This window comes from Cupriavidus sp. L7L (genome assembly GCF_004353535.1).
GTDB classification, from domain to species: domain Bacteria; phylum Pseudomonadota; class Gammaproteobacteria; order Burkholderiales; family Burkholderiaceae; genus Cupriavidus; species Cupriavidus oxalaticus_A.
In genome coordinates, this window is record NZ_SMNY01000048.1 from 23,620 (window position 1) to 49,482 (window position 25,863).

At 67.5% G+C, this 25,863-nt stretch carries 25 protein-coding genes and 1 tRNA gene; 13 read left to right on the plus strand and 13 right to left on the minus strand.

The features are described 5' to 3' along the window. The first annotated feature begins 11 nt into the window (after positions 1-11). The 3 genes from gspD to gspF are packed head-to-tail and all read left to right on the plus strand — an operon-like array spanning position 12 to position 5,238. Positions 12-2,453, plus strand: coding sequence for a type II secretion system secretin GspD (gspD, locus tag E1J61_RS31265; RefSeq protein WP_133097867.1), 2,442 nt, complete (start codon positions 12-14; stop codon positions 2,451-2,453). An 8-nt stretch (positions 2,454-2,461) separates the two neighbouring features. Beyond that, positions 2,462-4,003, plus strand: coding sequence for a type II secretion system ATPase GspE (gene gspE / locus E1J61_RS31270; protein ID WP_133097746.1), 1,542 nt, complete (start codon positions 2,462-2,464; stop codon positions 4,001-4,003). 17 nt (positions 4,004-4,020) lie between these two features. Then, complete coding sequence (gspF, locus tag E1J61_RS31275; RefSeq protein WP_133097747.1) at positions 4,021-5,238, plus strand: type II secretion system inner membrane protein GspF; 1,218 nt, start codon at positions 4,021-4,023, stop codon at positions 5,236-5,238. A 95-nt stretch (positions 5,239-5,333) separates the two neighbouring features. Here gspF and E1J61_RS31280 read toward each other — a convergent pair whose 3' ends face one another. Beyond that, positions 5,334-6,617 carry an NYN domain-containing protein gene (locus tag E1J61_RS31280; RefSeq protein WP_133097748.1) on the minus strand — a complete coding sequence of 428 codons (1,284 nt, stop codon included), beginning with the start codon at positions 6,615-6,617 and terminating at the stop codon, positions 5,334-5,336. A gap of 338 nt (positions 6,618-6,955) precedes the next feature. On the opposite strand from E1J61_RS31280, the gene E1J61_RS31285 reads away from it, so the two are divergent. Continuing rightward, the gene (locus E1J61_RS31285; protein WP_133097749.1) at positions 6,956-10,549 is read left to right on the plus strand and encodes an indolepyruvate ferredoxin oxidoreductase family protein; all 3,594 of its coding nucleotides are present in this window, start codon (positions 6,956-6,958) and stop codon (positions 10,547-10,549) included. Between the two features lie 89 nt (positions 10,550-10,638). On the opposite strand, the gene E1J61_RS31290 is transcribed toward E1J61_RS31285, so the two are convergent. Then, positions 10,639-11,250, minus strand: coding sequence for an HD domain-containing protein (locus E1J61_RS31290; RefSeq protein WP_133097750.1), 612 nt, complete (start codon positions 11,248-11,250; stop codon positions 10,639-10,641). Between the two features lie 173 nt (positions 11,251-11,423). On the opposite strand from E1J61_RS31290, the gene E1J61_RS31300 reads away from it, so the two are divergent. The 4 genes from E1J61_RS31300 (at position 11,424) to E1J61_RS37575 (ending at position 13,995) form a co-directional block, all read left to right on the plus strand. Further along, positions 11,424-11,774, plus strand: coding sequence for a GFA family protein (locus tag E1J61_RS31300; RefSeq protein ID WP_133097751.1), 351 nt, complete (start codon positions 11,424-11,426; stop codon positions 11,772-11,774). 7 nt (positions 11,775-11,781) lie between these two features. Beyond that, positions 11,782-12,201, plus strand: coding sequence for a VOC family protein (locus E1J61_RS31305; protein WP_133097752.1), 420 nt, complete (start codon positions 11,782-11,784; stop codon positions 12,199-12,201). Between the two features lie 108 nt (positions 12,202-12,309). Next, complete coding sequence (locus E1J61_RS31310) at positions 12,310-13,605, plus strand: MFS transporter (RefSeq protein ID WP_133097753.1); 1,296 nt, start codon at positions 12,310-12,312, stop codon at positions 13,603-13,605. 249 nt (positions 13,606-13,854) lie between these two features. Further along, positions 13,855-13,995, plus strand: a complete 141-nt coding sequence (locus E1J61_RS37575; RefSeq protein WP_165971588.1) for a hypothetical protein — start codon at positions 13,855-13,857, stop codon at positions 13,993-13,995. An 18-nt stretch (positions 13,996-14,013) separates the two neighbouring features. Here E1J61_RS37575 and E1J61_RS31320 read toward each other — a convergent pair whose 3' ends face one another. Then, positions 14,014-14,898 (minus strand): class III extradiol ring-cleavage dioxygenase, encoded by an 885-nt coding sequence (locus tag E1J61_RS31320; RefSeq protein WP_133097754.1) that lies wholly within the window; start codon positions 14,896-14,898, stop codon positions 14,014-14,016. A gap of 288 nt (positions 14,899-15,186) precedes the next feature. On the opposite strand from E1J61_RS31320, the gene E1J61_RS31325 reads away from it, so the two are divergent. After that, positions 15,187-15,525, plus strand: a complete 339-nt coding sequence (locus E1J61_RS31325) for a hypothetical protein (RefSeq protein WP_371704901.1) — start codon at positions 15,187-15,189, stop codon at positions 15,523-15,525. Between the two features lie 155 nt (positions 15,526-15,680). Beyond that, positions 15,681-16,685, plus strand: coding sequence for a hypothetical protein (locus E1J61_RS31330; RefSeq protein ID WP_243737060.1), 1,005 nt, complete (start codon positions 15,681-15,683; stop codon positions 16,683-16,685). 22 nt (positions 16,686-16,707) lie between these two features. On the opposite strand, the gene E1J61_RS31335 is transcribed toward E1J61_RS31330, so the two are convergent. Then, positions 16,708-17,064, minus strand: a complete 357-nt coding sequence (locus E1J61_RS31335; RefSeq protein WP_133097755.1) for a DUF2314 domain-containing protein — start codon at positions 17,062-17,064, stop codon at positions 16,708-16,710. 143 nt (positions 17,065-17,207) lie between these two features. On the opposite strand from E1J61_RS31335, the gene E1J61_RS31340 reads away from it, so the two are divergent. Continuing rightward, on the plus strand, positions 17,208-17,843 hold the full coding sequence (locus E1J61_RS31340) for a DNA-3-methyladenine glycosylase I (RefSeq protein ID WP_133097756.1): 636 nt from the start codon (positions 17,208-17,210) through the stop codon (positions 17,841-17,843). Positions 17,844-18,247: 404 nt separating this feature from the next. Here the strand turns inward: E1J61_RS31340 and E1J61_RS31345 are convergent, their stop codons facing one another. Next, on the minus strand, positions 18,248-19,216 hold the full coding sequence (locus tag E1J61_RS31345) for a cation diffusion facilitator family transporter (RefSeq protein WP_133097757.1): 969 nt from the start codon (positions 19,214-19,216) through the stop codon (positions 18,248-18,250). A gap of 163 nt (positions 19,217-19,379) precedes the next feature. Here E1J61_RS31345 and E1J61_RS31350 point away from each other — a divergent pair, with 163 nt between their 5' ends. Both E1J61_RS31350 and E1J61_RS31355 read left to right on the plus strand, forming a co-directional pair. Beyond that, positions 19,380-19,631, plus strand: a complete 252-nt coding sequence (locus E1J61_RS31350; protein ID WP_133097758.1) for a hypothetical protein — start codon at positions 19,380-19,382, stop codon at positions 19,629-19,631. A gap of 231 nt (positions 19,632-19,862) precedes the next feature. Next, positions 19,863-20,237: a calcium-binding protein gene (locus E1J61_RS31355; protein WP_133097759.1), complete on the plus strand. Its 375-nt coding sequence runs from the start codon at positions 19,863-19,865 to the stop codon at positions 20,235-20,237. Between the two features lie 90 nt (positions 20,238-20,327). Here E1J61_RS31355 and E1J61_RS31360 read toward each other — a convergent pair. The 8 genes from E1J61_RS31360 to soxY form a co-directional block, all read right to left on the minus strand. Next, positions 20,328-20,403: transfer RNA gene (locus tag E1J61_RS31360), tRNA-Ala, on the minus strand. Between the two features lie 74 nt (positions 20,404-20,477). After that, complete coding sequence (gene soxB / locus E1J61_RS31365; RefSeq protein ID WP_133097760.1) at positions 20,478-22,199, minus strand: thiosulfohydrolase SoxB; 1,722 nt, start codon at positions 22,197-22,199, stop codon at positions 20,478-20,480. Positions 22,200-22,255: 56 nt separating this feature from the next. Further along, positions 22,256-22,750 carry a TlpA disulfide reductase family protein gene (locus tag E1J61_RS31370; protein WP_133097761.1) on the minus strand — a complete coding sequence of 165 codons (495 nt, stop codon included), beginning with the start codon at positions 22,748-22,750 and terminating at the stop codon, positions 22,256-22,258. 5 nt (positions 22,751-22,755) lie between these two features. Next, a complete protein-coding gene (gene soxX, locus E1J61_RS31375; RefSeq protein WP_133097762.1) occupies positions 22,756-23,418 on the minus strand; it encodes a sulfur oxidation c-type cytochrome SoxX in 663 nt (220 codons plus the stop codon). A gap of 19 nt (positions 23,419-23,437) precedes the next feature. Continuing rightward, complete coding sequence (gene soxA, locus E1J61_RS31380) at positions 23,438-24,265, minus strand: sulfur oxidation c-type cytochrome SoxA (RefSeq protein ID WP_133097763.1); 828 nt, start codon at positions 24,263-24,265, stop codon at positions 23,438-23,440. A gap of 89 nt (positions 24,266-24,354) precedes the next feature. After that, complete coding sequence (locus E1J61_RS31385; RefSeq protein WP_133097764.1) at positions 24,355-24,819, minus strand: DsrE family protein; 465 nt, start codon at positions 24,817-24,819, stop codon at positions 24,355-24,357. A gap of 95 nt (positions 24,820-24,914) precedes the next feature. After that, positions 24,915-25,226 carry a thiosulfate oxidation carrier complex protein SoxZ gene (soxZ, locus tag E1J61_RS31390; protein WP_116355082.1) on the minus strand — a complete coding sequence of 104 codons (312 nt, stop codon included), beginning with the start codon at positions 25,224-25,226 and terminating at the stop codon, positions 24,915-24,917. 54 nt (positions 25,227-25,280) lie between these two features. After that, positions 25,281-25,736, minus strand: coding sequence for a thiosulfate oxidation carrier protein SoxY (gene soxY / locus E1J61_RS31395; protein ID WP_063240926.1), 456 nt, complete (start codon positions 25,734-25,736; stop codon positions 25,281-25,283). Positions 25,737-25,863 lie beyond the last annotated feature (127 nt).

Below are 25,863 nucleotides of genomic sequence, written 5' to 3' on the forward strand. Positions count from 1 at the left end.
CGGAAATGACTATGACAACCCATGCCACCCGACCTGTTTTCCAGACCGCCTGCGCCCGCGCCGTGGCCCTGCTGTGCGGGCTCTCGCTGCTGGTGCCCGCGCCGCTGTGGGCCCAGCCCGGTGCGCCGGGCGCACGCACCCAGGGCACGCCGCCGGCGCCGCCCGATGTCACGCCGGCCAACCGCGATCAGGTGGTGCTCAACTTCGTCAATGCCGACCTGGACTCGGTGATCAAGGCGGTCGGGCAGGCCACCGGCAAGAACTTCGTGATCGACCCGCGCGTGAAGGGCACGGTGAACCTGGTCACCGAGCAGCCGGTGTCGCGCGCGCAGGCGTTGCAGACCCTGGGCTCGGTGCTGCGCATGCAGGGCTATGCGATGGTCGAGAGCAACGGCTTCACCAAGGTCGTGCCCGAAGCGGACGCCAAGCTGCAGGGCTCGCCCACGGTGATCGGCGCGGCGCCGAGCCGCGGCGACCAGGTGGTAACGCAGGTGTTCCGGCTCAACTACGAGTCGGCCAACAACCTGGTGCCGGTGCTGCGGCCGATGATCGCGCCCAACAACACCATCACCGCCTACCCGGCCAACAACACGCTGGTCATCACCGACTACGCCGACAACCTGCGCCGGCTGGCGCGCATCATCGCCGCGATCGACGCGCCCGCTTCGGGCGAGGTCGAACTGATACCGCTGCGCCATGCGCTGGCCAGCGACACCGCGCAGGTGCTGCAGAAGCTGCTCGACCCCGGCGCCGCGGGTGCGGCCGGTGGCGGCGGCGCGCCGGGCGTCGACGCCACGCTGCGCACGTCCGTGGTGGCAGAGCCGCGCAGCAACGCGCTGATGATCCGCGCCTCCAGCCGTGCCCGGCTGCAGCAGGCACGCCAGCTGATCGAGAAGCTCGACCAGCCCTACGCCCGCCCCGGCAATATCTGGGTGGTGCCGCTGAGGAACGCCGATGCGGTCAAGCTGGCCGCCACGCTGCGCGCCATCGTCGCGGCCGACAGCAGCTTTGCCTCCGCGACCCAGCCTGGCGGCGCCGGTGGCGCAGGCGGCATCGCCGGCGCTGGCGGCATGACCAGTGTTTCGACGCCGGCCGGCGGCCAGTTCACCGGCGGCACCACCGGCACGCAGACCGGCATGCGCAGCGGCACCTCGGGCATGGGCGGCGGCGCTTATGGCAACTCGGCCTTTGCCGCCTCGTTCGGCACCAGTACGCAGCCGACCACCGGCGGCATCATCCAGGCCGACCCGTCGACCAACTCGCTGATCATCACCGCCAGCGAGCCGGTCTACCGCAACCTGCGCGGGGTGATCGACGACCTCGACGCGCGCCGCGCGCAGGTCTACATCGAATCGATGATCGTTGAGGTCACCGCCACGCAGGCGAGCGAACTCGGCATCCAGTGGCAGGGGCTGATCAGTTCGTCGAGCGGCAACAACAACGTCTTTGCCGGCACCAACTTCGGCAGCGGCGGGCAGAACATCCTGAACCTGACCCTGGCCGGCGCGCTGTTCGACAGCAACCGCACCGCCGGCATCGCCGCGGCACAGCAGCTGGTGCCGGACGTAGGCGGCCTGAACCTGGGCATCGTCAACAAGGCGATGGGACTGGGCGCGCTGCTGCGCGCACTCGGCTCCAATGGCAGCGTCAACCTGCTGTCCACGCCGAACCTGATCACGCTGGAGAACGAGGAAGCCAAGATCCTGATCGGCCAGAACATCCCGATCACCACCGGCTCGTATGCGCAGACCGGCGGCGCGGCCTCGGTGACGCCGTTCCAGACCTTCGACCGCAAGGACGTCGGCATCACGCTGCGCGTGAAGCCGCAGATCACCGATGGCGGGCTGGTCAAGATGCAGATCTTCCAGGAGTCGTCGTCGGTGGTGGCCGGCACGCTGACGCAGGTGCAGGGCCCGACCACCAACGTGCGCTCGATCGAGACCAATGTGCTGGTCGACGACGGGCAGATCATCGTGCTAGGCGGCCTGATCGAGGATTCGTACGGCGACGGCGTGCAGAAGGTGCCGCTGCTGGGCGACATCCCGCTGATCGGCGGCCTGTTCCGCTACGAGAACAAGAACCGCTCCAAGACCAACCTGCTGGTGTTCCTGCGCCCGTATGTGATGCGCACGACGGGCGCCGCCGACCGCCTGACCGCGGACCGCTACGACTATATGCGCGCGCAGCAGCAGGGCTTTGTATCGCCTAACATCATGGTGCGCGACACCAACACGCCGCTGCTGCCGCCGGCAGATGCGCCGACCACGCCGTTCGTCGATCCGCGCGCAAACGGCCCGGTGCCTACGCCGCTTCCGCTTCCGCAGACGCTGCCGCAAAATCCGCAGCAGCCCGGCTTGCCGGCACAGCCGCAACCGGTGCCGCCGCCCGCGGCCTTGCAGCAGCCGCTGAGCCAGCGCGGCGAAGCTGCCACGCCGGGTGCTGTCCAGAACTGAGGCCTGCCATGGCGAGTGAAGTCCAGACCCCTCCCACCGATACGCTCGAACCGCCCTCGCCGATGGCGGCGCGGCTGGTTTCGTACGGCTTTGCGCGCGAAGCGCCGCTGCTGATCGCGCACCAGCGCCCCGACGGGCTGGAGGTATGGGTCAGCCGCGCCACCTCCCCGACGGCGCTGGCGGAGATCGCCCGGGTGCACGGCGCGCTGCGGCTGCGCGTGCTGGAGCCCGAGGCGCTCGAGCGCGCCATGTCCGATGCCTATAACCGCCAGGACGGCAGCGCCGCACAGGTGGTGGGTGAAGTCGAGGGCGAGGTCGACCTGTCGCGACTGATGCAGGACATTCCCGCCGTGGAAGACCTGCTCGAGTCCGAGGACGACGCGCCGATCATCCGCATGATCAACGCGCTGCTGACACAGGCGGCACGCGAAGGCGCATCGGATATCCATATCGAGCCGTTCGAGTCGTCGTCGGTGGTGCGCTTCCGCGTCGACGGCACGCTGCGCGACGTGGTGCGGCCCAAGAAGGCGCTTCACGGCGCGCTGATCTCGCGCATCAAGATCATGGCGCAGCTCGACATCGCCGAGAAACGTCTGCCGCAGGACGGCCGCATCACGCTGCGCGTGGGCGGGCGGCCGGTGGATGTGCGCGTGTCGACGCTGCCCACCGGCCACGGCGAACGCGCGGTGCTGCGCCTGCTCGACAAGGAAGCGGGCCGGCTCGACCTGGCCAGGCTGGGCATGTCGCCCGACACGCTGCGCGGCTTCGACCACCTGATCCGGCAGCCGCACGGCATCGTGCTGGTGACCGGGCCGACCGGCTCGGGCAAGACCACCACGCTGTATGCCGCGCTGTCGCGGCTGGATGCGCGCACCACCAACATCATGACGGTGGAAGACCCGGTCGAGTACGACCTCGACGGCATCGGCCAGACCCAGGTCAATGCGCGTATCGACATGACCTTCGGCAAGGCCCTGCGCGCGATCCTGCGCCAGGACCCGGACGTGGTGATGATCGGCGAGATCCGCGACCTGGAGACCGCGCAGATCGCGGTGCAGGCCTCGCTGACCGGCCACCTGGTGCTGGCGACGCTGCACACCAACGATTCGGCCTCGGCGGTGACGCGGCTGGTCGACATGGGGATCGAGCCGTTCCTGCTGTCGTCGTCGCTGCTGGGCGTGCTGGCGCAGCGGCTGGTACGGCGCCTGTGCCCGCACTGCAAGCGCGAGGAAGTGATCGAGCTGCCTGAGGAAAATGCCGCGGCCGATGCCGAAGCGCTGCAGGCGCAGGGCAAGCCGCTGCAGCATGTGTGGCATCCGGTCGGCTGCGACAAGTGCGGACAGTCGGGCTACCAGGGCCGCATGGGCGTCTACGAGCTGCTGACCGTCGGCGACGAGATCCGCACCATGATCCACCAGCAGGCGCCGGAATCGGAGATCAAGCAGGTAGCGCTGGCGCATGGCATGCACACCATGCGCAGCGACGCGCAGCGCTGGATCGACAGCGGCGCGACCTCGCTTGAGGAAGTGTTGCGCGTGACGCGCGACTGAGGCGGAGCAGACACCGGATGCCAGCCTTCCGCTACGAAGCCGCCGACGCCGCCGGCAAGACCGACCGCGGCGTCATCGAGGCCGACAGCCCGCGCCAGGCGCGCTCGCAACTGCGCGCGCGCGGGCTGACGCCGCTGACCGTTGATGCGCTGGCCGGTGCCGGGCTGGCGCCGCGCAGCGGCAGCCAGCTGTTCGCGCGCAAGCTGTCGACGCAGGAGCAGGCGTTGTTCACGCGCCAGCTCGCCAGCCTGATCGTGGCCGGCCTGCCGCTGGACGAAGCGCTCGGCGCGCTGGCCGACCAGGCCGAACGACCCTATGTGCACGAACTGCTGGCCGGCATCCGCGCCGAGGTGATGGGCGGCAGCTCGCTGTCGGTGGCGCTGGCGCAGCATCCGCGCGACTTTCCCGATATTTACCGCGCGCTGGTTTCAGCGGGCGAGCATTCGGGCCATCTCGGGCTGGTGCTGGAACGGCTGGCGGGATATATCGAGTCGCGCAATACGCTGACGTCGAAGATCCGGCTCGCGTTCACCTATCCGGCTATCGTCACGGTGGTCGCATTCGCGATCGTGATCTTCCTGCTGTCATACGTGGTGCCGCAGGTGGTGAGCGTGTTTGCGAACACCAAGCAGAAGCTGCCGACGCTCACCATCATCATGCTGTGGCTGTCGGATTTCGTGCGCAACTGGTGGTGGGCCGCGCTGGCGTTCATCGCCGTGGTTGCACTGGCGATCCGCAGCCTGCTGAAGCAGCCGGCGGTGCGGCTGGAATGGCACCGGTGGCTGCTGACCGCGCCCCTGTTCGGCAAGCTGATCCGCGGCTATAACACCGCACGCTTTGCCGGCACGCTGGCGATCCTGGTGTCGGCGGGCGTGCCGATCCTGCGCAGCCTGCAGGCGGCCGGCGAGACACTGACCAACGAGGCGCTGCGTGCCAATGTGGAGGATGCCAATACGCGCGTGCGTGAAGGGGCGTCGCTGGCGCGCGCGCTGGCGGCGCAGAACCAGTTTCCGCCGGTGCTGGTGCATTTGATCCGGTCAGGCGAGGCGACCGGCAATCTGCCGGTAATGCTGGACCGCGCTGCGCAGGGCGAGGCGCAGGAACTGGAACGGCGCACGCTGTTCCTGACCAGCCTGCTGGAGCCGCTGCTGATCCTGACGATGGGGGTGGTGGTGCTGTTGATCGTGCTGGCGGTGTTGATGCCGATTATCGAGATCAATCAGCTGGTGCGGTAAGTGGGATATGGCAGTGGCGTCTGTTTGCCTGACGCCGCTCGCACAGGCTCCCCTACCCTGCGAAGCGGGAGAGGGGAGCAAACCGCCGCGCTCAGTTACTCCGCGGCTTGTGCAGTCTTCTTGCTAGGCCGCTTGCGCGGCTTCCGTGCCGGCGCCGGTGCAGCTGCCGCTTCGGCCACCGCCTCGGCTACCACTTCGACGACTCCTTCCTGTTCCGCCGCCACGTCCGGCTCCGTCCCCACCGTCGCCGTCAACACCGTCGCTCCCGGCGCCGCAAACACCGACTGGTCGATCGGCCACGGCGTCTCGTTGAGCGTCACTTCCGGACGGCGCGCTGGGCGTTTGCGGCTGCGCGACTTGGGTTCCGCATCGGGCTTGGGCTCGGGATCGGGCTGGGGCGCGGCTTCGAGCGGTGGCACCGGTTCCGGCTCGGGCTGCAGGACATCCGCAGCAACGAACGGGGGCGCGTCGTCGGCCAGGAATGCCGGCTGGACAGCCGCCGGTTCCGGGGCCGGCTCGGGGCTTTCCACCGGCGCCGGGATGGGATTGCGGCGCGCCGCTTCGGGCTGAGGCGCGGGTTGCTGCTGCGACGGCCGCTGTTGCTGCTCGCCGCCGCCCTTGCCGCGCTTCTTTAGCCGGATCCAGATGGTCTTGTTGTTGCCGCCGTTGCGCGTTTCCACCTCGAACAGGCCAGTGGCCGCCACCAGCTCCGAGAGCTTGCCGTAGCCATAGTTGCGCGAGTCGAATTCCGGCGCCTGCTTGGCGATGTGGTTGCCCATGCTGCCCAGCGTCAGCCAGCCGTCCTCGTCGGACACGGCCTGCGCCGCGCTCTGCAGCAGGCGCACCAGGCGCGAATCCTGGCGCAGTTCGCCGGTGCTGCGCTTGCGCGTCGGCGCGGCGGCTTCGTCAGCACCTTCGGTATCGGCTTCGGCGCGCAGCACGTCGGAGTAGATGAACTTGTCGCAGGCGGTGACAAAGGGCTTGGGCGTCTTGCGCTCGCCGAAGCCGTAGACGATCAGCCCCTGCTCGCGGATGCGCGAGGCCAGCCGGGTGAAGTCGCTGTCGCTGGAGACGATGCAGAAGCCGTCGAAACGCCCGGTGTACAGCAGGTCCATGGCGTCGATGATCATGGCGCTGTCGGTGGCGTTCTTGCCGACGGTGTAGCGGAACTGCTGGATCGGCTGGATCGAATGCGACAGCAGCCGCTCTTTCCAGCCGGCCAGGTTGGGACGGGTCCAGTCGCCGTAGATGCGTTTGACGGCCGCGACGCCGTACTTGGCGACTTCGGCCAGCAGGCCTTCGACGATGGCGGGCGCCGCGTTGTCGGCGTCGATCAGCACGGCCAGGGTCGCGGTGCCCTGGCGGGGGGAATTGGTCATGTTCGGGTATTCGCTGGTTTGCCCGTGCATGAGACGGGCAATCGGAAATCAGGTTGCACCAGGCTGGCGCGGCAGATGTGGTGCGTCGAGGATCGCGGGCGGCATCGCCGGCGTTCTCGATGCAACGCAGTGTACACGCGAAGCCCCGTCCATACGGGAAATCACCGTTGCCATGGGCACGTTTCGTGCTGCGCTGCAAGGTACCGCCGACCGCACGGCGGTGCTACCATGCCGCGCAGAGACACAGCCGCCCAACGCTTCCACAAGAGGCCGCGAGGCGACTGCCCACAACTGCAGGTGTCGGTGATCCCGACAACACGCCCCATAGAGGAGCACCTATGAATGCCCCCCTGACCCCGCCGGTCAGCGACGCCATCCGCCGCGCGCTCGCCAATGTTTCCCTCGACGACAAATATACGCTGGAGCGTGGCCGCATCTACATCAGCGGCACGCAGGCGCTGGTACGCCTGCCCATGCTGCAGCAGGAGCGCGATCGCGCCGCCGGGCTGAACACCGCCGGTTTTATCTCCGGCTACCGGGGGTCGCCGCTGGGCGCGCTGGACCAGTCGCTATGGAAGGCCAAGAAGCACCTGGCCGCGCACAACATCGTGTTCCAGGCGGGGCTGAACGAGGATCTCGCCGCGACCTCGGTGTGGGGCTCGCAGCAGGTCAATATGTACCCCGACGCCAAATTCGATGGCGTATTCGGCATGTGGTACGGCAAGGGGCCGGGCGTGGACCGCACCGGCGACGTGTTCAAGCACGCCAACTCGGCCGGCTCGTCGAAGCACGGCGGCGTGCTGGTGCTGGCGGGTGACGACCATTCGGCCAAGTCGTCGACACTGGCGCACCAGTCCGAGCACATCTTCAAGGCCTGCGGCCTGCCGGTGCTGTATCCGTCTAACGTGCAGGAATATCTCGACTACGGCCTGCACGGCTGGGCCATGAGCCGCTATTCCGGCCTGTGGGTGGCGATGAAGTGCGTGACCGACGTGGTGGAATCGTCGGCCTCGGTGGAGCTGGACCCGCACCGCGTGCAGATCGCGCTGCCGGACGACTTCATCATGCCGCCGGGCGGCCTGAATATCCGCTGGCCCGATCCGCCGCTGGAACAGGAAGCGCGCCTGCTCGACTACAAGTGGTACGCGGGCCTGGCCTATGTGCGGGCCAACAAGCTGGACCGCATCGAGATCGATTCGCCGCACGCGCGCTTCGGCATCATGACCGGCGGCAAGGCCTACCTGGATACGCGCCAGGCGCTGGCCGACCTGGGGCTGGACGATGCCACCTGCGCGCAGATCGGCATCCGCCTGTACAAGGTCGGCTGCGTCTGGCCGCTGGAAGCGCATGGCGCGCGCGCGTTTGCCGAGGGCCTGCAGGAAATCCTGGTGGTCGAAGAAAAGCGCCAGATCATGGAGTACGCGCTCAAGGAAGAGCTGTACAACTGGCGCGACGACGTGCGCCCCAGGGTCTACGGCAAGTTCGACGAGAAGGACAACGCCGGCGGCGAATGGTCGATCCCGCAAAGCAACTGGCTGCTGCCGGCGCACTATGAACTGTCGCCCACGATCATCGCCAAGGCCATCGCCACGCGGCTGGACAAGTTCGAGCTGCCGATGGACGTGCGCGCGCGCATCACCGCGCGGCTGGCCATCATCGAGGCCAAGGAAAAGGCGTTGGCTACCCCGCGCGTGACGGCGGAACGCAAGCCGTGGTTCTGCTCGGGCTGCCCGCACAACACCTCCACCAACGTGCCGGAGGGCTCGCGTGCGCTGGCCGGCATCGGCTGCCACTACATGACGGTGTGGATGGACCGCAATACCAGCACCTTCAGCCAGATGGGCGGCGAAGGCGTCGCGTGGATCGGCCAGGCGCCGTTCGCGGGCGACAAGCATGTGTTCGCCAACCTGGGCGACGGCACCTACTTCCATTCGGGCCTGCTGGCGATCCGCGCGTCGATCGCCGCGGGCGTCAACATCACCTACAAGATCCTGTACAACGATGCGGTGGCGATGACCGGCGGCCAGCCGGTGGACGGCCAGCTGTCGGTGCAGGACATCGCCTGGCAGGTGCACAGCGAGGGCGCGAAGAAGATCGTCATCGTCAGCGACCAGCCGGAGAAGTACAACGCGGCGATCAAGCTGCCCCAGGGCATCGACATCCATCACCGCGACCAGCTCGACAGCGTGCAGCGCGAGCTGCGCGAAGTGCCGGGCTGCACCATCCTGATCTACGACCAGACCTGCGCCACCGAAAAGCGCCGCCGCCGCAAGCGCGGCACGATGGAAGACCCGGCACGCCGCGTCTTCATCAATGACGCGGTGTGCGAAGGCTGCGGCGATTGCTCGGTCAAGTCGAACTGCCTGTCAGTGGAGCCGCTGGAGACGGATTTCGGCACCAAGCGCCAGATCAACCAGTCGTCGTGCAACAAGGACTTTTCGTGCCTGAACGGCTTCTGTCCGAGCTTTGTCTCGGCCGAAGGCGCGCAGGTGCGCAAGCCCGAGCAGCATGGCGTGTCGATGGAGAGCCTGCCCGCGCTGCCTGCGCCGGAGCTGCCGCCGATCCGCCGTGCCTACGGCATCCTGGTGACGGGCGTGGGCGGTACCGGCGTGGTGACCATCGGCGGCCTGCTGGGGATGGCGGCGCACCTGGAAAACAAGGGCGTGACCGTGCTCGACATGGCGGGCCTGGCGCAGAAAGGCGGCGCGGTGCTATCGCACGTGCAGCTGGCCGCGCGCCCCGATGACCTGCACGCGACGCGCATCGCGATGGGAGAAGCCGACCTGGTGATCGGCTGCGATGCCATCGTGTCGGCCACCGACGAAGTCATCTCCAAGACCCAGGCAGGCCGCACGCGCGCCGTGGTCAATACCGCGCAGACGCCCACCGCCGAGTTCATCAAGAACCCCAAGTGGCAGTTCCCGGGCGTGTCGGCCGAACAGGACGTGCGCAACGCCGTCGGCGAGAAGTGCGACTTCATCAACGCCAGCGGCCTGGCCGTGGCGCTGCTGGGCGATGCCATCTACACCAACCCGCTGGTGCTCGGCTACGCGTGGCAAAAGGGCTGGATCCCGCTGACGCTGCAGGCACTGGAGCGCGCGATCGAACTCAACGGCGTGGCCGTCGAGAAGAACAAGGCCGCGTTCGACTGGGGCCGCCATATGGCGCACGACCCGGAGCACGTGCTGTCGCTGACCGGCAAGCTGCAGAACACTGCCGAAGGCGCGGAAGTGGTCAAGCTGCCAAGCTCGACCGGCGCGATGCTGGAGAAGCTGGTCGCGCGCCGCATGGAACACCTGACGGCCTACCAGGACGCCGCCTACGCGCGCACCTACCGCGAAGCCATCGACCGCGTGCGCGCGGCCGAAAGCGCGCTGGCAGGCGGCGGCAAGCCGCTGCCGCTGACCGAGGCCGCGGCGCGCAACCTGGCCAAGCTGATGGCGTACAAGGACGAGTACGAGGTGGCGCGGCTCTATACCGATCCCGTCTTCCTCGACAAGCTGCGCGCGCAGTTCGAAGGCGAACCGGGCAAGGACTACCAGCTCAACTTCTGGCTGGCGCCGCCGACGACGGCCAAGCGCGACGACAAGGGTCATCTGGTCAAGCGCAGATTCGGTCCGTCGACGATGACGCTGTTCCGCGTGCTGGCGAAGATGAAGGGCCTGCGCGGCGGCATGTTCGATGTCTTTGGCAAGACCGGGGAACGCCGTACCGAGCGCGCGCTGATCGGCGAATACCGTGCCTTGCTGGATGAGCTGGTGGCGGGACTGAATGCCGCCAACTATGACACCGCGGTGACGCTGGCCAACCTGCCGGATGATATCCGGGGCTTCGGGCACGTGAAGGAAAACAACCTGAAGGCGGTGCGTGGGCGCTGGCAAAAACTGCTGGAGCAGTTCAGGCATCCGGAAACGGCGCAGCGGGCAGCGTAAGGCAAGAGCCTTGAAATCTCCGCGCTGTTCGTTCCCTCTCCCCGTGAGGGGAGAGGGAAATACGATCGGTCAACGAGGCGCAATGTGCCCTACGGCCGCGCCAGCTCCTTTTCCCCCGGCTTCACATACATCGAGTTTTTCGGCTGCGACAACACCCGACGCACCATCGGCTCGAAGAACGACAACGGCAGCGTGTCGTAATCCGTCATGAACGCCGCCGCATCGTACTTGCGGCAGAACTCGGCAGTGCGCTCGAACAGCTCCGGCTGGTTGCGATACTGCTCGCGCAGGTTGCGGTCGAGCCCGAGGTGATGGAAGAAGTAATAGCCCTGGAACACGCCATGCTTTTCCACCATCCACAGGTTCTCTGCGCTGACAAAGGGCCTCAGGATCGCCGCCGCGATATCGGGATGGTTGAAGCTGCCGAGCGTATCGCCGATATCGTGGAGCAGCGCGCAGACCACGTATTCCTCATCCTGCCCGTCCCGGTGCGCCAGCGTCGCGGTCTGCAGCGAATGCGTGAGCCGGTCCACCGGGAAGCCGCCGCAATCGCCATCGAGCAGCCGCAGGTGCGCCAGCACGCGGTCGGGCAGCGCCCGCGCATACGGCATGAACTCGGCGGAAATCGCGGCCCAGTCCTCGCGGGTGCCGTGTTCCATATGGCTGAAGCTCGCGCGCGCGGGCGCGTGGGTGTCGCTCATGCTGGTCTCCTTTTGTGGGAGGGTGTGCGAGGGCCGCACATCCGCTCGTCATGTTGTGCCGGCATTGTGGCACCCGCAGCGGCGCTACACTGTCAAAAAGCTAACAATGTGCCGGCATATTGCGGCGCACCACCGGTTCCCAGCAGTAACAGACTGACGTACAAGGAGACGACATGACGTTCCACGGAAGCTGCCACTGCGGCAACATTGCTTTCGAGGTCGAGGCCGAAAGCATCCCGAGCGTGATCCGCTGCAATTGCTCGATCTGCCGGCGGCGCGGCCACCTGTTGTGGTTCGTGCCACGCGCCACCTTCAAGCTGGATACGCCGGAGAGCAACGCATCGACGTACCGCTTCAACACCATGAAGATTGCGCACCGCTTCTGCCCGGTGTGCGGCTGCGGCCCTTATGCCGATGGCCAGGACAAGGACGGCAAGCCGATGGCAGCGGTGAACGTGCGTTGCCTGGACAATGTCGACCTGGACAGCCTGAAGGTCATCGATTACGACGGCCTGCACCACTGAGACCGCCATGTTCCGCATTCTCGATCTCGACCACCTGGTGCTGCGTACCGCCGATGCCGACGCGCTGCGACGGTTCTATGTAGACGTGCTGGGCTGCAGCGTCGAGCGCGAGCAGCCCGACTTCGGCCTGACGCAGCTGCGCGCGGGCAGCGCGCTGATCGACCTGGTCTCGCTGGACGGCCCGCTGGGCCGTGCCGGCGGCGCGGGCCCTGGCGCCGAGGGCCGCAACCTCGACCATTTCTGCCTGCGCATCGAGCCGTTTGACGAGCCCGCGCTGCGCGCGTGGCTGTCCGGGCACGGCGTAGAGGCCAGCGAGGTCGCGCAGCGCTTCGGGGCCGAAGGCAAGGGCCCGTCGCTCTATGTCAGCGACCCGGACGGCAACGTGGTGGAACTGAAGGGTCCGCCTGCGCCGGTGACCGCACAGTAACGCGCTGCAAAGGTCGTGCCGATGCGCGGGGTGCGCGCAGGATCGCTACAATTTCCCGCTGGTCCCGCGCGCCGCCAGCCATGGCGTCACCCCTCGCCGGGGCCCGCCATGACATCGCTAGAAGCCAGCTCCGACACGGACGCCGCCAGTACCGATTCTCCCGCAGACGCCAGCCCGGCACGCGCCGGCCCCGCGCAACCGGCCACGCCGCCACGCCGGCTGGTCTGGATCCTCGGCCTGACCGAGACCATCTCCTGGGGCACGCTGTTTTTTGCCTTCACCGTCTTCATCGAGCCGATGATCCGCAGCACTGGCTGGTCCAGGCCATTCCTCGCAGGCGGCTATTCGCTGGGGCTGCTGGTGTGGGCGATGTGCTCGTTCGCAGTGGGCCGGCTGCTGGACCGCGCACCCGCGCGCAGGGTGATGGGCGCCGGTTCGGTGCTGGCCGGCCTGGGGCTGCTGCTGTGGGCGTGGTCGCCCTCCCCCGCGATGTTCCTGCTGATGTGGGTGCCGATCGGGCTGGCCATGGCCACCACGCTGTACGAGCCGGCCTTCGTGGTGCTGCGCCAGGCCTATGGCGACCAGTACCAGAAGCCGATCATGATCGTCACGCTGATGGCCGGCTTTGCCAGCACGATCTTCGTGCCGCTGGCGCAATGGCTGGTGCTGCATGCCGGCTGGCGGCCCACGCTGGTCGGCTTTGCAGTGCTTAACCTGCTGGTCTGCGCGCCGCTGCACGCGCGCATGCGCTACGCCATGCATCCCACCTACAGCGGCACGCCGACCGCAGGCGCCGACGCGGGCAGCACCGGCATCGCGCGCACCACGCTGCGCCAGCCGGTGTTCTGGGCCGTGGTGCTGGCCTTCACCGCGACCGCGGTGGTGGCCTCGCTGCTGGGCGCGCACCTGATCCCGATGCTGACCGAGAAGGGCCTGCCGGTGTCGCAGCAACTGGTGGTGGCGGCGCTGATCGGCCCGGCGCAGGTTGCGGGCCGCATGCTGATGATGCGCGCGGCAGTGCGCCACCCGGTGCGGCTGTCGCTGCCGGTCTATCTGCTGATGAGCGCTGGACTGCTTTGCTTCGCGCTGGGCCATGGCGCCTGGCTGATGGTGGCCGCGGTGCTGTATGGCTGCGCCAACGGCGTCAACACGATGCTGCGCGCGATGGCCATGCCCGAGCTGATCTCGCGCCACCACTACGCCACGCTGAACGGCCTGATGATGACGCCGGTGCTGCTGATGCAGGCCGCCGCGCCGTGGCTGGGCGCGCTGCTATGGCGGGCCGCGGGCGGCTACTGGCTGATGCTGTGGGTCATGCTGGCGCTGGCGCTGGGCGCGCTGCTGGCGTTCGGCTACGCACTGCACCGACGCGGCCTGTTGCGCGTGGCGGGTGCCGCGCCGTAGCGCTGCCATGCCCCGGTCGCGCGGATGCACGACAATAGGGGCTTTTGCGGCCGGGCCGACGCGCCGGCCGCGCCCCCGCATCACGATATCCGCTGGCCACGGTGGCGATCCTGGCCATGCCTTCGTTCTGGTGGCTGCTGCCCGCGCTGGTGGCGTTCGGCATGGCCAATGCCGGCTTCGACGTGGCCATGAACGCGCAAGCCGCCACGGTGGAGGCCAGCCGCCCGCGCCTGGTGATGTCGGCGCTGCATGGTGCTGATCGGCGGCGTGGCGCACCTGGCCGACCTGCGCATGGGGCTGGCCGTGGTGGCGCTCACCATGGGCTGGATCGCGCTGGCGGGCGCGCGCTCGGCGCGGCGCTACCTGCCGCCGCGCAAGGATGGCCGCTGAGCCGCGGCTGAAGCCAGCTCAGGCGGCCGCGCGCAGCGGCGTGCCGGCGCCGATCCCCTCGAACACAAAGCTGTCCATCGCCAGCACGCCGTAGGTAACCTCGTCTGCCACCCGGGCCACGCTGGCCGGCGGCGTACCCGCTCCTGCGCTCCGCGGCCCCAGCGCCGCGCCCAGCGCCACGTAGAACGGCAGCAGGTGCTCGTCGGTCGGGTGCGCGCGGCGGGCGTACGGGGCCTCGGCGCGGTAGTTGGCAATGCGGCCGGTGTCGCCGGTGGCCAGCGCCTCGTCCAGCGCGTCGCCCATCCAGCCGCGGAAGGCCTCGACATAGGGCTCGGCCTGCGGCCCGTGCTGTTCAAGGCGGCCGCCGCTGCCGAACACCTCCTGCAGGTTGTGCGTGAAGCTGCCCGAAGCCAGCACCAGCACGCCTTCCTCGCGCAGCGGCGCCAGCGCACGGCCGATCTCGATCTGGAGGGCGGGCGGCAGGTAAGGATTCAGCGCCAGTTGCACCACCGGTACGTCGGCGTCCGGGAAAAAGTGCCGCATCGGCATCCAGGCGCCGTGGTCGAGCGGCCGTTCGTCGTCCTCGCCGACAAACCCGGCGCCGGGAATGGCCGCGGCCTCGACCAGCGCCTTGACGCGCGCGGCCAGCGCCGGCGAGCCCGGGGCATCGTAGCGCAGCGCGTACAGCTCGCGCGGGAAGCCGCCGAAGTCGTGCCAGGCTTCCTGGCGCTCGCGGCTGCTCACCGCCAGCGTGCTGTAGATCCAGTGCGCCGATACCACCAGCACCGCGCGTGACGGCAGCGCCCGCAGGCGCTCGCCAAGTGCATCGAAGGCCGCACCGGTGGGACCGGGGTCGACGGCGAGCATGGGCGAACCGTGCGAGATAAACAGTGCGGGAAGCATGGCGTCGGGTCTCATTGTTCTGCTCATTGATCTGTGTGCTTGCTATTGAGTTTGGCAAAGATCGGCCCCTGGCACGCCCCGCTTTTGCGCATCTTTCATGCAAAAAAACTGAACCGGCGCGCGCCACGTGGGCTGGGCCACACACCGCCGCAGGCGTGCCGGGACGACCCCGCGCACCGCACCCTATGATGCAGACGAGGGGCAAGTGCAAGTGCCGTATCCGGCAAGCCCTTCGGCCAACGCATGACGCCGCCAGCACGCCAAGCGTGCCGGGTGGCCGGAGACATCGTGGTACCGAACCCGCTGCGCCGCCCCGGCTGGCGCCTTCCCCTTCCCACCCATTGGTGGCAGCCGGGCGTCTACGGCAGCGCACCGGCGGTCGCGCTGTGGATCGCGGCCAGGCTGCCGGCGCAGTGGCTGTGGTCGCTCGCCGGCCAGCCGGATGCCGGCGAGTGGCTGAACCAGGCGGGCGATACGGTGTTTGTTGCCGGCTGGGCCGGCAGCGCGCTGATGCTGTGGCTGGGCCGTCACCGGCCGCCACCGCCTGCGGCATCCGCTGCGGCAGAAAAGTGCGATCCGGGCGATGCGTGCGCGCAGCAGACACCACGCCGCCATACAGCGGCCTGATACTGGCCTGGCCGCTTCCGCGCCCGATTCAAAGCCTCGGCAAACCGATCTGAAAACTTTTGCGCCCCGTTCGCACGCTTGCCCGCGTGGCTAGAATGCGTCGGACGGCTGCCGCCACGCGGCGCCGCGTGAGCCGTGTGCAAGGGGAAATACCCATGTCCGTACGCCTGCCGACTGACCGGTTTCGCGCCAGCCGGCGCCGCGCTTGCCGCTGGCGCGCCGCGGCGGCTGCGCTCGGCTTGCTGGCCGCGGGGACCGCGCACGGCCAGGCCGCCGGCAACGGGCTGCAACTGGTCGGTGCCAACGTGCAGCGGCACGCCAACGCGGTGCTGTCGCTGATGGCATATTCCGTGGTGCCCGACCTGACTTCCAGCTCGCTGTCGATCAACAACGCCAGCACCGACGACCCCGGCGTCGTCATGTCGCAGCTCGGCGGCGGCTTCACCATCAGCAAGTCATTCCCGCTCTACCTGGAAGGCGCGATCGCGTACAGCCGCTACGACCCCACCTTTGTTGCCAGCAACGGCACCGAATCGCGCTCCATCCCGACCCGGTGGAACACGTTCTCGGGCACCATCGGCATCGGCTGGGATTTCCCGATCACCGCCAACAAGGAACTGGTGATCCGGCCGATCTTCAATTTTTCTCTGGGCAATGTCTCGAGCGACCTGTCGATCGGCAAGTTCGCGGTTGAGCAGGCCACCGACCGGCAGATCGAATTCCTCGATGGCGGCAGCCTGAACGCGTACGGCCTGGGCGGCTCGCTGATGCTGGACTGGGAGCACTATCGCGAGAACTATGAAGTCGACGTCGAACTGCGCTACACCAGCATCCATTTGCAGAGCTTCGGCGGCTCCTCAAGCGCGGTGACCGGTTCGGCGACGGCGCAGACCGCCAACCTGTGGGCGCGCTGGCGGGCACCGACAGGCCTGCGCGCGCTGGACCGGCCCCTGCGCTATGTGCTTGAGTTATCACATTCGCACTATTTCGGCAGCCAGGCGGGCATTCTCGGCTTCAACTACCTGACTACGGTTGGCACCGGGCTGGAGCTGGATACCAGTGCGCACGAGGTCTTTGTCACGCGGATACGGGCGGTGGTGCGCTATGTGTTCGGCAACAATGTGTCGGGGGTTTCACTGGGCCTGGCGGCGAGCTTCTGACGCCCGCTGCGGCGCGGATCGCTCAGTTCTCCTCGGCCCCTTCCCGGTAAATATTGATCACATGCCGCGCCTCGAAGCACAGCGGCATGCCCGGCGCCATCTCGTCGGTGCAATATGGCTGGTTGTCCAGTTCGCCGGTATAGAGGCTGCCCTCGCGCCCGGTCACGATCACCCACATCCGCTCGACATGGACCTCTTCGCCGCCGTCTTCGTCCGCCACCAGGATGCGGAAGATCAGCTTGACCTGCTGGCCCGGCACCAGCGCGTCGCGTTCCTCACGGGACGGAATCCAGAACGTGTCGGGATGGGCGGCGGCAATGGGCTCGCCGTCATCCAGCTCCCAGCCGTCTTCATCCAGGGTCGTCAATCGCATGTCCATTTTCAGCCTTCCGCAATGTCTCAGGTGCGGGCATGATCGCAGCAAATGCGGCGCGCCGCGAGCGGATTGAGCGACACTTGAGCGACCGCTTGAGCGACACCTTGAGCGGCCACCGCACCGGATCCACCCAAGAAAGGTTACGTATGACAAGCAAGAAGGAAGCGCAGGCCGCCCCGGCAGCGCCGGCGCGCTGCGGCTGGTGCGGCACGCTGGAAGACTATTGCCATTACCACGACCACGAGTGGGGCTTCCCGGTCGCGGATGACCGGCGCCTGTTCGAGAAGCTGTGCCTGGAGGGCTTCCAGTCGGGCCTGAGCTGGCTGACCATCCTGCGCAAGCGCGAGGCCTTCCGCAAGGCCTTCGCCAACTTTGACATCGACAAGGTGGCGCGCTTCGGCGAGCGCGATATCCAGCGCCTGCTCGGCGATGCCGGCATCGTGCGCCACCGCGGCAAGATCGAGGCCGCCATCAACAATGCCCAGCGGGCGCGCGAGCTGCTCGAAACCGAATCGTCGCTGGCCGCCTATTTCTGGCGCTTCGAGCCCGACCTGGCCAGCCGGCCCAAGGTGCTGACGCCCGAGGTGCTGCGCACCATGGCGATCTCGCCCGAGTCGACGGCGCTGTCCAAGGACCTGAAGAAACGCGGCTGGCGCTTTGTCGGACCGACCACCATGTACGCGCTGATGCAGGCAATGGGCCTGGTCAACGACCACCAGGAAGGCTGCGCGACGCGGACCGAGGTGATACGGGCGCGCAAGGCGTTCAAGGTGCCGCGTTAACGTTTGCAGGCCTGCCCGGGCGCTGACGGCGCGCGGTATACGCCCACGTATACGCCCCCGTATACGCCCCCGTATACGCCCGTATCCCGGCGCCTCACCGCTGCGATCGCCGCAACGGTCTTGACGATGGTTTTTATATTGTTTACGTATGTAAACATAGTAGTAGTAGGTAAACCAGCCGCCGCCCCGTGGATAAGTCACCTTTCCTCTTTAGCGTCAAGGACTTGCAAGAAAGATAACCACGGTGCCAGCGCACCCGTATACCGGGATAGCCAGGCCCTTGCGTATACGTGCACGCCAACCGCGTGACGGTTGTTCGTATACGTCCCACAGCGCACCCCCAGGCGGGGCACAGCTTGTCCGGCGAGTTATCCCCAGGCGCGGGCGCAGATGTCCACAGCAGCCTAGCCGGCATGGGCGGTCCTGGCGGCGTATACCGGATCGACGTGCGTCATCACGTTGAGCACCTGGTGATGCTCGAGCGCGCGGCGCCGTGCCTCGACGGCGATCGCATGGCCTTGCGCCACGCTCAGGGAGCCGTCGATCTCCAGATGGACGTCGACCAGCACCTGGTCGCCCATCTTGCGCGTGCGCAGGTCATGCAGGCCGTGCACGCCCGGCGTGCCGAGCAGGGTCGCCTCGATTGCCGCGACGGTTTCCTCGTCCGCGGCGCGGTCCGTCAGGTCGTTGAGCGCATCCCAGCCAAAGCGCAGGCCCATGCGCGCCACCATCAGCCCGACCACGATCGCCGCTACCGGATCCAGCATGTGGTAGCCGAGCAGGTTGCCGCCGATGCCCAGCGCCACCACCAGCGACGAGGCCGCGTCGGAGCGCGCATGCCAGGCATTGGCGACCAGCATGCCGGAACGCACGCGCCGCGCCACCGCCAGCATGTAGCGGAACAGCAGTTCCTTGGAAACCAGCGTGGCCAGCGCCACCCACAGCGCCAGCGCCTGCACCGGCTGGGCGCCGCCCGGGTGCTGCAGCTTGCCCACCGCGGCCCACAGCATGCCCGCGCCGACCGCCAGCAGCAGCGCGCCCAGCGCCAGTGACGCCGCGGTTTCGAAGCGCAGGTGGCCATACTGGTGGTCCGCGTCGGGATCCTTGCGGCTTTGCCACGCCGCCAGCAGCACCACGAAGTCGGAGAGCAGGTCGGACAGCGAATGCACCGCGTCGGCCAGCAGCGCCTGCGAGCCGGCTACCACGCCCGCGACGCCCTGCGCCGCGGTCAACCCGATATTGACCGCCAAGCTGACAAGCGTGCTGCGCCGGCCTGCGCGGTGGCGGGCGTCGGCTTCGGCCGCTGTCGCGGCGGAGGCGTCGTCAGGCAGGCCGGGGCCGAAGCCAAAGCGTTTTTCGGATTCCGATTCCATCGCGCGACTATAGCCCAGGATACGCCGGCGCCCCACCGCATTCCCCGACGGCCCTGCGTCGCCTGTTTCGTGCCGATTTCGTAACAGCGCTGGCGAAGTCCCGGCGACGCCCTTACCGTAGTCATTGACCGGCATGCCGGTCAATGCAAGGAGGGCCCCTACGATGGCGATTCGGTCACTTGCTTCGCACAGCACGTCGCAACTGCGCCGCCTGGTCGGCCAGATGCAGGCGGAAGTCGATGCACTGGAACAACTGTCCACTGCCGATGCCGATGCGCAAAGCCGGCTCGGCTATGCCACCGCGCGACTGCGCGACGGCATCGAGGCCGTGGAAGACGCGCTGCAGTCGCTGCGCGCGCTGCAACAGGTACGGCCTTCGGCGATGAAGGCCAGGCGGCCGACGCGGGTGGCTTAGGACGACAGGCGTCTCTGCTTCGACTCAGTGCTTCGACTCAGCACGATTGCCTGCCGCAGGCGCACCCCGCGCGTGCCCGTCATGCGGCGCGCCGTCATCAAACCATTCAATCGACCGCAGAAAAGATTGAATTCTGCCGGACAGTCCCCGCTGCTAGAGTGCCCCATGCCACCCGGGCCGGAAGCCAGGCCACCGGGCCGGCTATTCCAAGACACAAGCGAGGAGACTTTGATGACGAAACGCGTACTGGTGACCGGCGCCTTGTTGGCTGCCGTGTTCGTCGCCGGGCAGGCAGGCGCCCAGCAACAGCCGCAGGCACAGCCGGCGCAACCTGCGCAACCGACCCAACCGGCGCAGCCACAGAAGCCGATGACCGCCCAGGAAATGAAGGCGGCGTTCGCGGAAAAATTCAAGGCTGCCGATACCGACAACGACGGCAAGCTGACCCGCCAGGAAGCCGAAGCCGGCATGCCCGAGGTGGCGAAGAACTTCGACAAGATCGACCGCAAGAAGACCGGCTATGTCACGCAGAAGCAGGTCGGCTCTTACGCTGTCGCCAAGGCCAAGCAGCGCAAGACGGCTCAGGACCCCAGTTCACTGAACTAAAGACGGCCGATCCGGGTTCCCCTTTAGGGAACCTCCAAAGAAAAAACGCACGGCATCGTGAGATGCCGTGCGTCTTTTTACAAAAAATCCTGGTGGACCGAAGGAGGATCGAACTCCCGACCTCTGCATTGCGAACGCAGCGCTCTCCCAGCTGAGCTATCGGCCCGTCGCGGACGATTGTAGCCTACTTCGGCAGCGGCCTTCAATCCTCCCCGGCTGGCGTGAGGATACTGCACAACATCAGGCGGCGATGCCCGCGTTGCCATTCATCCCACGCACCTTGGGCTCGTTCAGCGGCCGCGCCGTGACTTCCTTCGTGCTGCGCAGCCACTGCGCCATCGCGTCCCAGACCGGCGCCCCGCCGGCCTCCCGCGCTTCCTCCGCCACCGGCGCCCAGCCCGCCACCTTGTAGGTCTTGCCTGCCTCCAGCGGCTTGCCGGCCAGGCGCATGTCGGTGATGCGCTTGCCCATGCCGGCGGTGGGATCGATGGTGTACTGCAGGCCGCCAACGCGCACCATGTCGCCGCCCTGCTGGTAGTACGGGTCGGGGTTGAACAGGTTGTCGGCCACGTCTTCGAGGATGGTCTTGATGGTCTCGCCGCTCATCGACGTCACGGTCGTGTACGGGTAGGTGATGGCGGTCTGGTCCATCAGGTGTTCCATGGTGATGGCCTGGCCCGGCAGCAGCGTGGTGCCCCAGCGGAAACCCGGCGAGAACGCGATCTGCGCGCCCTGCACCTGCATCAGGCCGTCCAGGATCAGCTGGTCGAAGGTGCCGTTGAAATTGCCGCGGCGGTACAGCAGGCCTCGGTTGACGGCGAGGACTTCGCCGAGCTTCTGTTCGTACGGTGCCCGTACCCTCCTGATAAGCGCGTCCATGGCCGGATCGGCCGGCAGGTAGTTGGCGAACACCGGCAGCAGCCGGTAGCGGAAATCGGCTACCTTGCCGCCTTTCACGTCGAAATCCAGTACGCCGAGGAACTTGCCGTTGGAGCCGGCATTGGTCACCAGCGTGGTGCCGCCCGCGTTCTTCACCGCCACCGGCGCGGGAACGCCGTCATGGGTGTGGCCGCCGAGGATGGCGTCGAGCCCGCGTACGCGCGAGGCCAGCTTCAGGTCGACGTCCATGCCGTTGTGCGACAGCAGCACCACGGCCTGCGCGCCCTTGCCGCGCGCCGCGTCGATGACCTGCTGCAGGTTTTCTTCCTGGATGCCGAAGGTCCAGTCCGGCACGAAATAGCGCGGGTTGGCGATCGGCGTGTACGGGAAGGCCTGGCCGATGATGGCCACCGGCACGCCGTTGATCTCGCGGATCACGTACGGATCGAACACCGGGTCGCCGAAGTCGTTGGTCTTGATGTTCTGTGCCAGGAAGGCGACCTTGCCCTTGAAGTCCTTGTCGACGATTTCCTTGACGCGGTCCGCGCCGAGCGTCATTTCCCAGTGCGGCGTCATCACGTCGACACCGAGCGCCAGCGCCGCATCCACCATGTCCTGCCCCTTGGTCCACAGCGCCGTGGCCGAGCCCTGCCAGGTATCGCCGCCGTCGAGCAGCAGCGCGCCCGGCCGGCCCGCCTTGAGCCGCTTGACCAGCGTCGCCAGGTGCGCAAACCCGCCGACCTTGCCATAGCGTCGCGCGGCCTCGTTGAAATCGAGATAGGTGAACGCATGCGCCTGCGGCGTACCCGGGCGGATGCCGTAGTGGCGCAGCAGCGCCTCGCCGACCAGGTGCGGCGGCTTGCCGGCGTAGTCGCCGATGCCCAGGTTGACGCTGGGTTCGCGGAAGTACACCGGCCGCAGTTGCGCGTGGCAGTCGGTGAAATGCAGCAGGTGGACGTTGCCGAAGCGCGGCAGGTCGTACATCGACTCGGCGGCCTGCGCGGCGTGCGCGTCCTGGTGGGGGAAAGTCATGCCGCCGGCGCCGGCAATGGCCAGCACCTGCAGGAACTCGCGTCGGTTCATGTTCGTCCTGTGGATAAGTGCGTGCCGGTGGGCGCGTGGCGTCCGGCATCGCATCGCTATGGCTTCGCGTAACGCTCCAGCGCGGCCACGTCGTCTTCGAGCATTTCGCCCACTTCCTTCTGCACCACGCGCCCGCGCGCGTCGATCACGTACAGCTCGGGCAGGCCCTTGCGCTTGCCGAACACGGCCTGCAGCGCGGCGGAATCCATCGCTGCGGGAAAGGTGTAGCCGCGCTTCTTCATGTATTCAGCGGCCTCGCGCGGGTCCTTGTCGATGCTGATGGCCAGCACCCGCAGCGGCGTGCCGCGCGTGCGCTCGTACAGCTTCTGCAGGCGCGGGTTCTGCATCGCGCAGAACGGGCACCACGAGGCCCAGTATTCGACCACCAGCGGCTTGCCGGCCAGCGTGTCGGCGCGCAGCGTGCGGCCATCAAGCGTCTGCACATCGGGCAGGCGCACGGTGTCGCCCACTTCCAGCGCGGCGGCGCCGCCGGCGGCGCAGGCCAGGCCAGCGGCCAGCAGCCAGCGCAGCAGGACGGCACGCGCGCGCATCAGGCTTACTGGTTGACGGGCGACGCCGGGTCGAGCAGCAGCGCCATCACGTCGCGGATCTGGGCCTCGGTCAGGATGCCCTTGTGGCCGAAGCGCGGCATGTTGGAGCAGGCGGAGTAGGCGTTCGAATCCCAGATCTTGCCCCAGGTGTACTTGACCACTTCCTGCGAGTTGCCGCGCAGCTTGCCGTACTGGTACAGCGACGGGCCGATATTGCCGAACGAGATCTCGGCCTTGGTCATCTGGTGGCAGGCGTAGCAGTTGCCGCCGTTGGTGCCGCCGACCTGGTCGGTGAACTGCATGCCGCGGCCGTTCTGGGCGACCTTCTCGCCTTCCTTCCAGTCGCCGAGCCAGTTGCTGTCGGCGGGATATTTGACCTGCTTGAGTTCGGCGGCCTCGATCTTCTTCGCCACCTTGCCAGGCACCTTGCTGCGGTCCGGGTACTGGCTGCAGGCCTGCTGCATGGCGTCCTGGTTCAAAACGCCTTCCACGGTAGCGGGACCCCTGGAGGAGAACGAGTCCTCGATCAGGTGCTTCATGTCGGCGCTGCTGACGGCGGCGGGCTTTGTCTTGGCGGGACGGGCCCTGGTGTTGTCCTGCGCCTGCGCGCCGGTTGCCACCAGGGTAGCCAGCGCGGCGATGGCGAGTGCCTTGTATTGTCGTTGCATGTCGTCTCTCCCGTACTGGTCAGCGCTTCATCGCCGGGCCATCGTAGGTGCCGCCGTTGGCGTTCTTCGCCAGGAACATGGTCAGCGCGGTGATCACGTCCGAGCCATAGGCGGGTTCGGGAAAGCGTTGCTGGCGCAGGCAGTCGTACAGGCGGTGCTGCATCGAGCGAACCTCGCCCTGCGACACGCGGTAGGCGGGCCACGTGGTGTAGGCCGCCTGCGCGCCCTTGTCGGTGAGCAGGTTGGGCAGGTCCTGCAGGCGGATGCGCTGCCCGTCGACCGCGTGGCAGGTGGCGCAGGCAAAGTCATAAGCGCCGCCGCGGTAGAAGAACATCTTCTGGCCGAGGGCGTAGGTGCGCTTCTCTTCCGGATGGTTGAGCTGCACGTTCATTTTCACGCCGCGCGATTCGCCGGTCAGATACGCAACCAGGCGTTCGATGTCGGACGGCTTGCCCGAGGCCGAGAACGGGTTCCTGGTCGCCTCTTCTTTCGTGAGACCCTGCAGCGTCACGCGGCACCAGGCCAGACGCTGCTCCAGGTCCATCACCTTGTTGGCGTCCTTGAAGTAGCGCGGCAGCTCGGCGTAGGCGCCCTTGGTCACGCCCGGGCCCTTGCCCAGGTCGCATTGCTCGAGCGAGACGTTCTTCGGGCCGGCCGGTTTCTTCCACAGCTCTTCGCCCGCGGCTTCCCACAGCTCGGCGGGATTGCCTTCGGCCAGCATCTGGCGGTACTTGGCGATTTCATCGGCGGTGCTGCCCTGCGCATGCACGGCGGCAGCGCCCGCGGCCGCCGCGGTGGCGGCCAGGGCCAGCGTGGCGCGCCGGGCCAGGCTTCGGATCGGTTTCATGGGGCTTCTCCTCGCGGCCGCGCCTTTCGGGACGGGCCGTTTTTTCTAGCTTCTTCTCTTGTCTTGCCGTCAGGCAGCGCCAGCCCGGCTCAGGGCTTGATATAGGCGTAGCCTTCCTCGGCTTGCAGGCGGGCGATCTCGACCACGCCGGCCTGTACTACCTTTGCTTCCATCAACAGCTGCGATTCGGTAATCCTGCGCGCGGTCAGCGTATTGCGGCACACGCGGAACTCCACGCCTTCGGCGGCCAGCGCGCCCACCGGGCTCTCAAAGCTGTTGCCGCGCGCATCCTTGGCACCTTCGACCAAAAAATCGATGCCATAGCCGAACGCGACCACCACGATCTTGGTGCCGGGGGCGCCATTCAGGTGGTTGCGCAGGTTGCCCATCGCGCGCACCGCCTGGTCGATGCCTTCCGACAGCTGGTACACCACCTTCACGCGCCCGCCCTTGCCGGCACCGGCCTGCGCCGGCTGGCCGGACTGTGCAGAGGCCTTGGCCGCCAGGCCGATGGCTGCCAGCGCCGCCGATGCTCGAATAAATGCTCGCCGCATAATGCTCCTTCCGGCCGGGTCCGTCCCGGCATTCCGCCCCGAACCTTAGCAGAGGACGACGCGGCGTGCCGGCAACATGCCGGCATCGGTCGGCCTCAGGCGATGGTCGCTTCGTCGGTGCGCTTGTCGCCCTTGTTGTCGATCCAGGTCACCGCGACCTTGTCGCCCTTGGCGCCGCCCTTGAACTTGAAGTTCAGGAACGGGTCCTTGGACACCGCCGGCCCGAACTGGGCGCGGAACACTTCCTTGCCCTTGCACTGGGCGGTCACGGTCTGGATATGCCAGGCCGGGATGACCTTGCCGGACGCGTCCTTGCGCTGGCCGGTCTCCATGTCGTGCTTCATCAGGATCTTTACATCAACCACGCCGCCGTTCTCGGTGGCGCGTACGCGCATCGGGTCTGCCATGTGTTTCTCCGGTTGCAGTTGGCGGGAATCTCGGTAACGGGGCGAGTGTCGGCGTCAGCCGCCGCAGCCGCCCAGCGTGACCTTGATTTCCTTCGATGCCACGTACCACTTGCCGCCGGCCTTGACCGCGGCGTGCACCACCGAGGTCTGGCCCATCTTCACGCGCGTGGAGACGAACGGCTCGGTGCCGGCCGGGATGATGAAGTCGGCGGCCAGGGTATTGGGGTTCTTTTCCACCAGGATCGCGATCTGCTCGGTATCCGGAATGGTGCTCGTCACGGCCACCGGCACCACGGCGCCGTTCTCGGCGATGTCGGGGGCGTTGAAGGTGATGGCGGTGCTTTTCTCGGTGCCGCTGCCGCCGAGCGCCTTGATCACGTCGGCAACGCTCTTGCCGTCAAAGGCGGTCTTGTTCCACTCGGCCGCCTGCGCTTCGCTGATCAGGCCGGTGGCGGCCATCAGCGACAGGACAGCGGTGACCCGCAGCACTTCTCGTCGTTTGGAATTCATGTTCTTGCTCTCCGGCTACTCCGTCCCAATCGGTTCGCGTGACCGCTTTGGCGGTACTCGTTGGTGTTCTGTCCAGCTTGTGCCCTGCTCGTACTACGTGTGTCCTGCTCGCGGCCGGTACATTGCC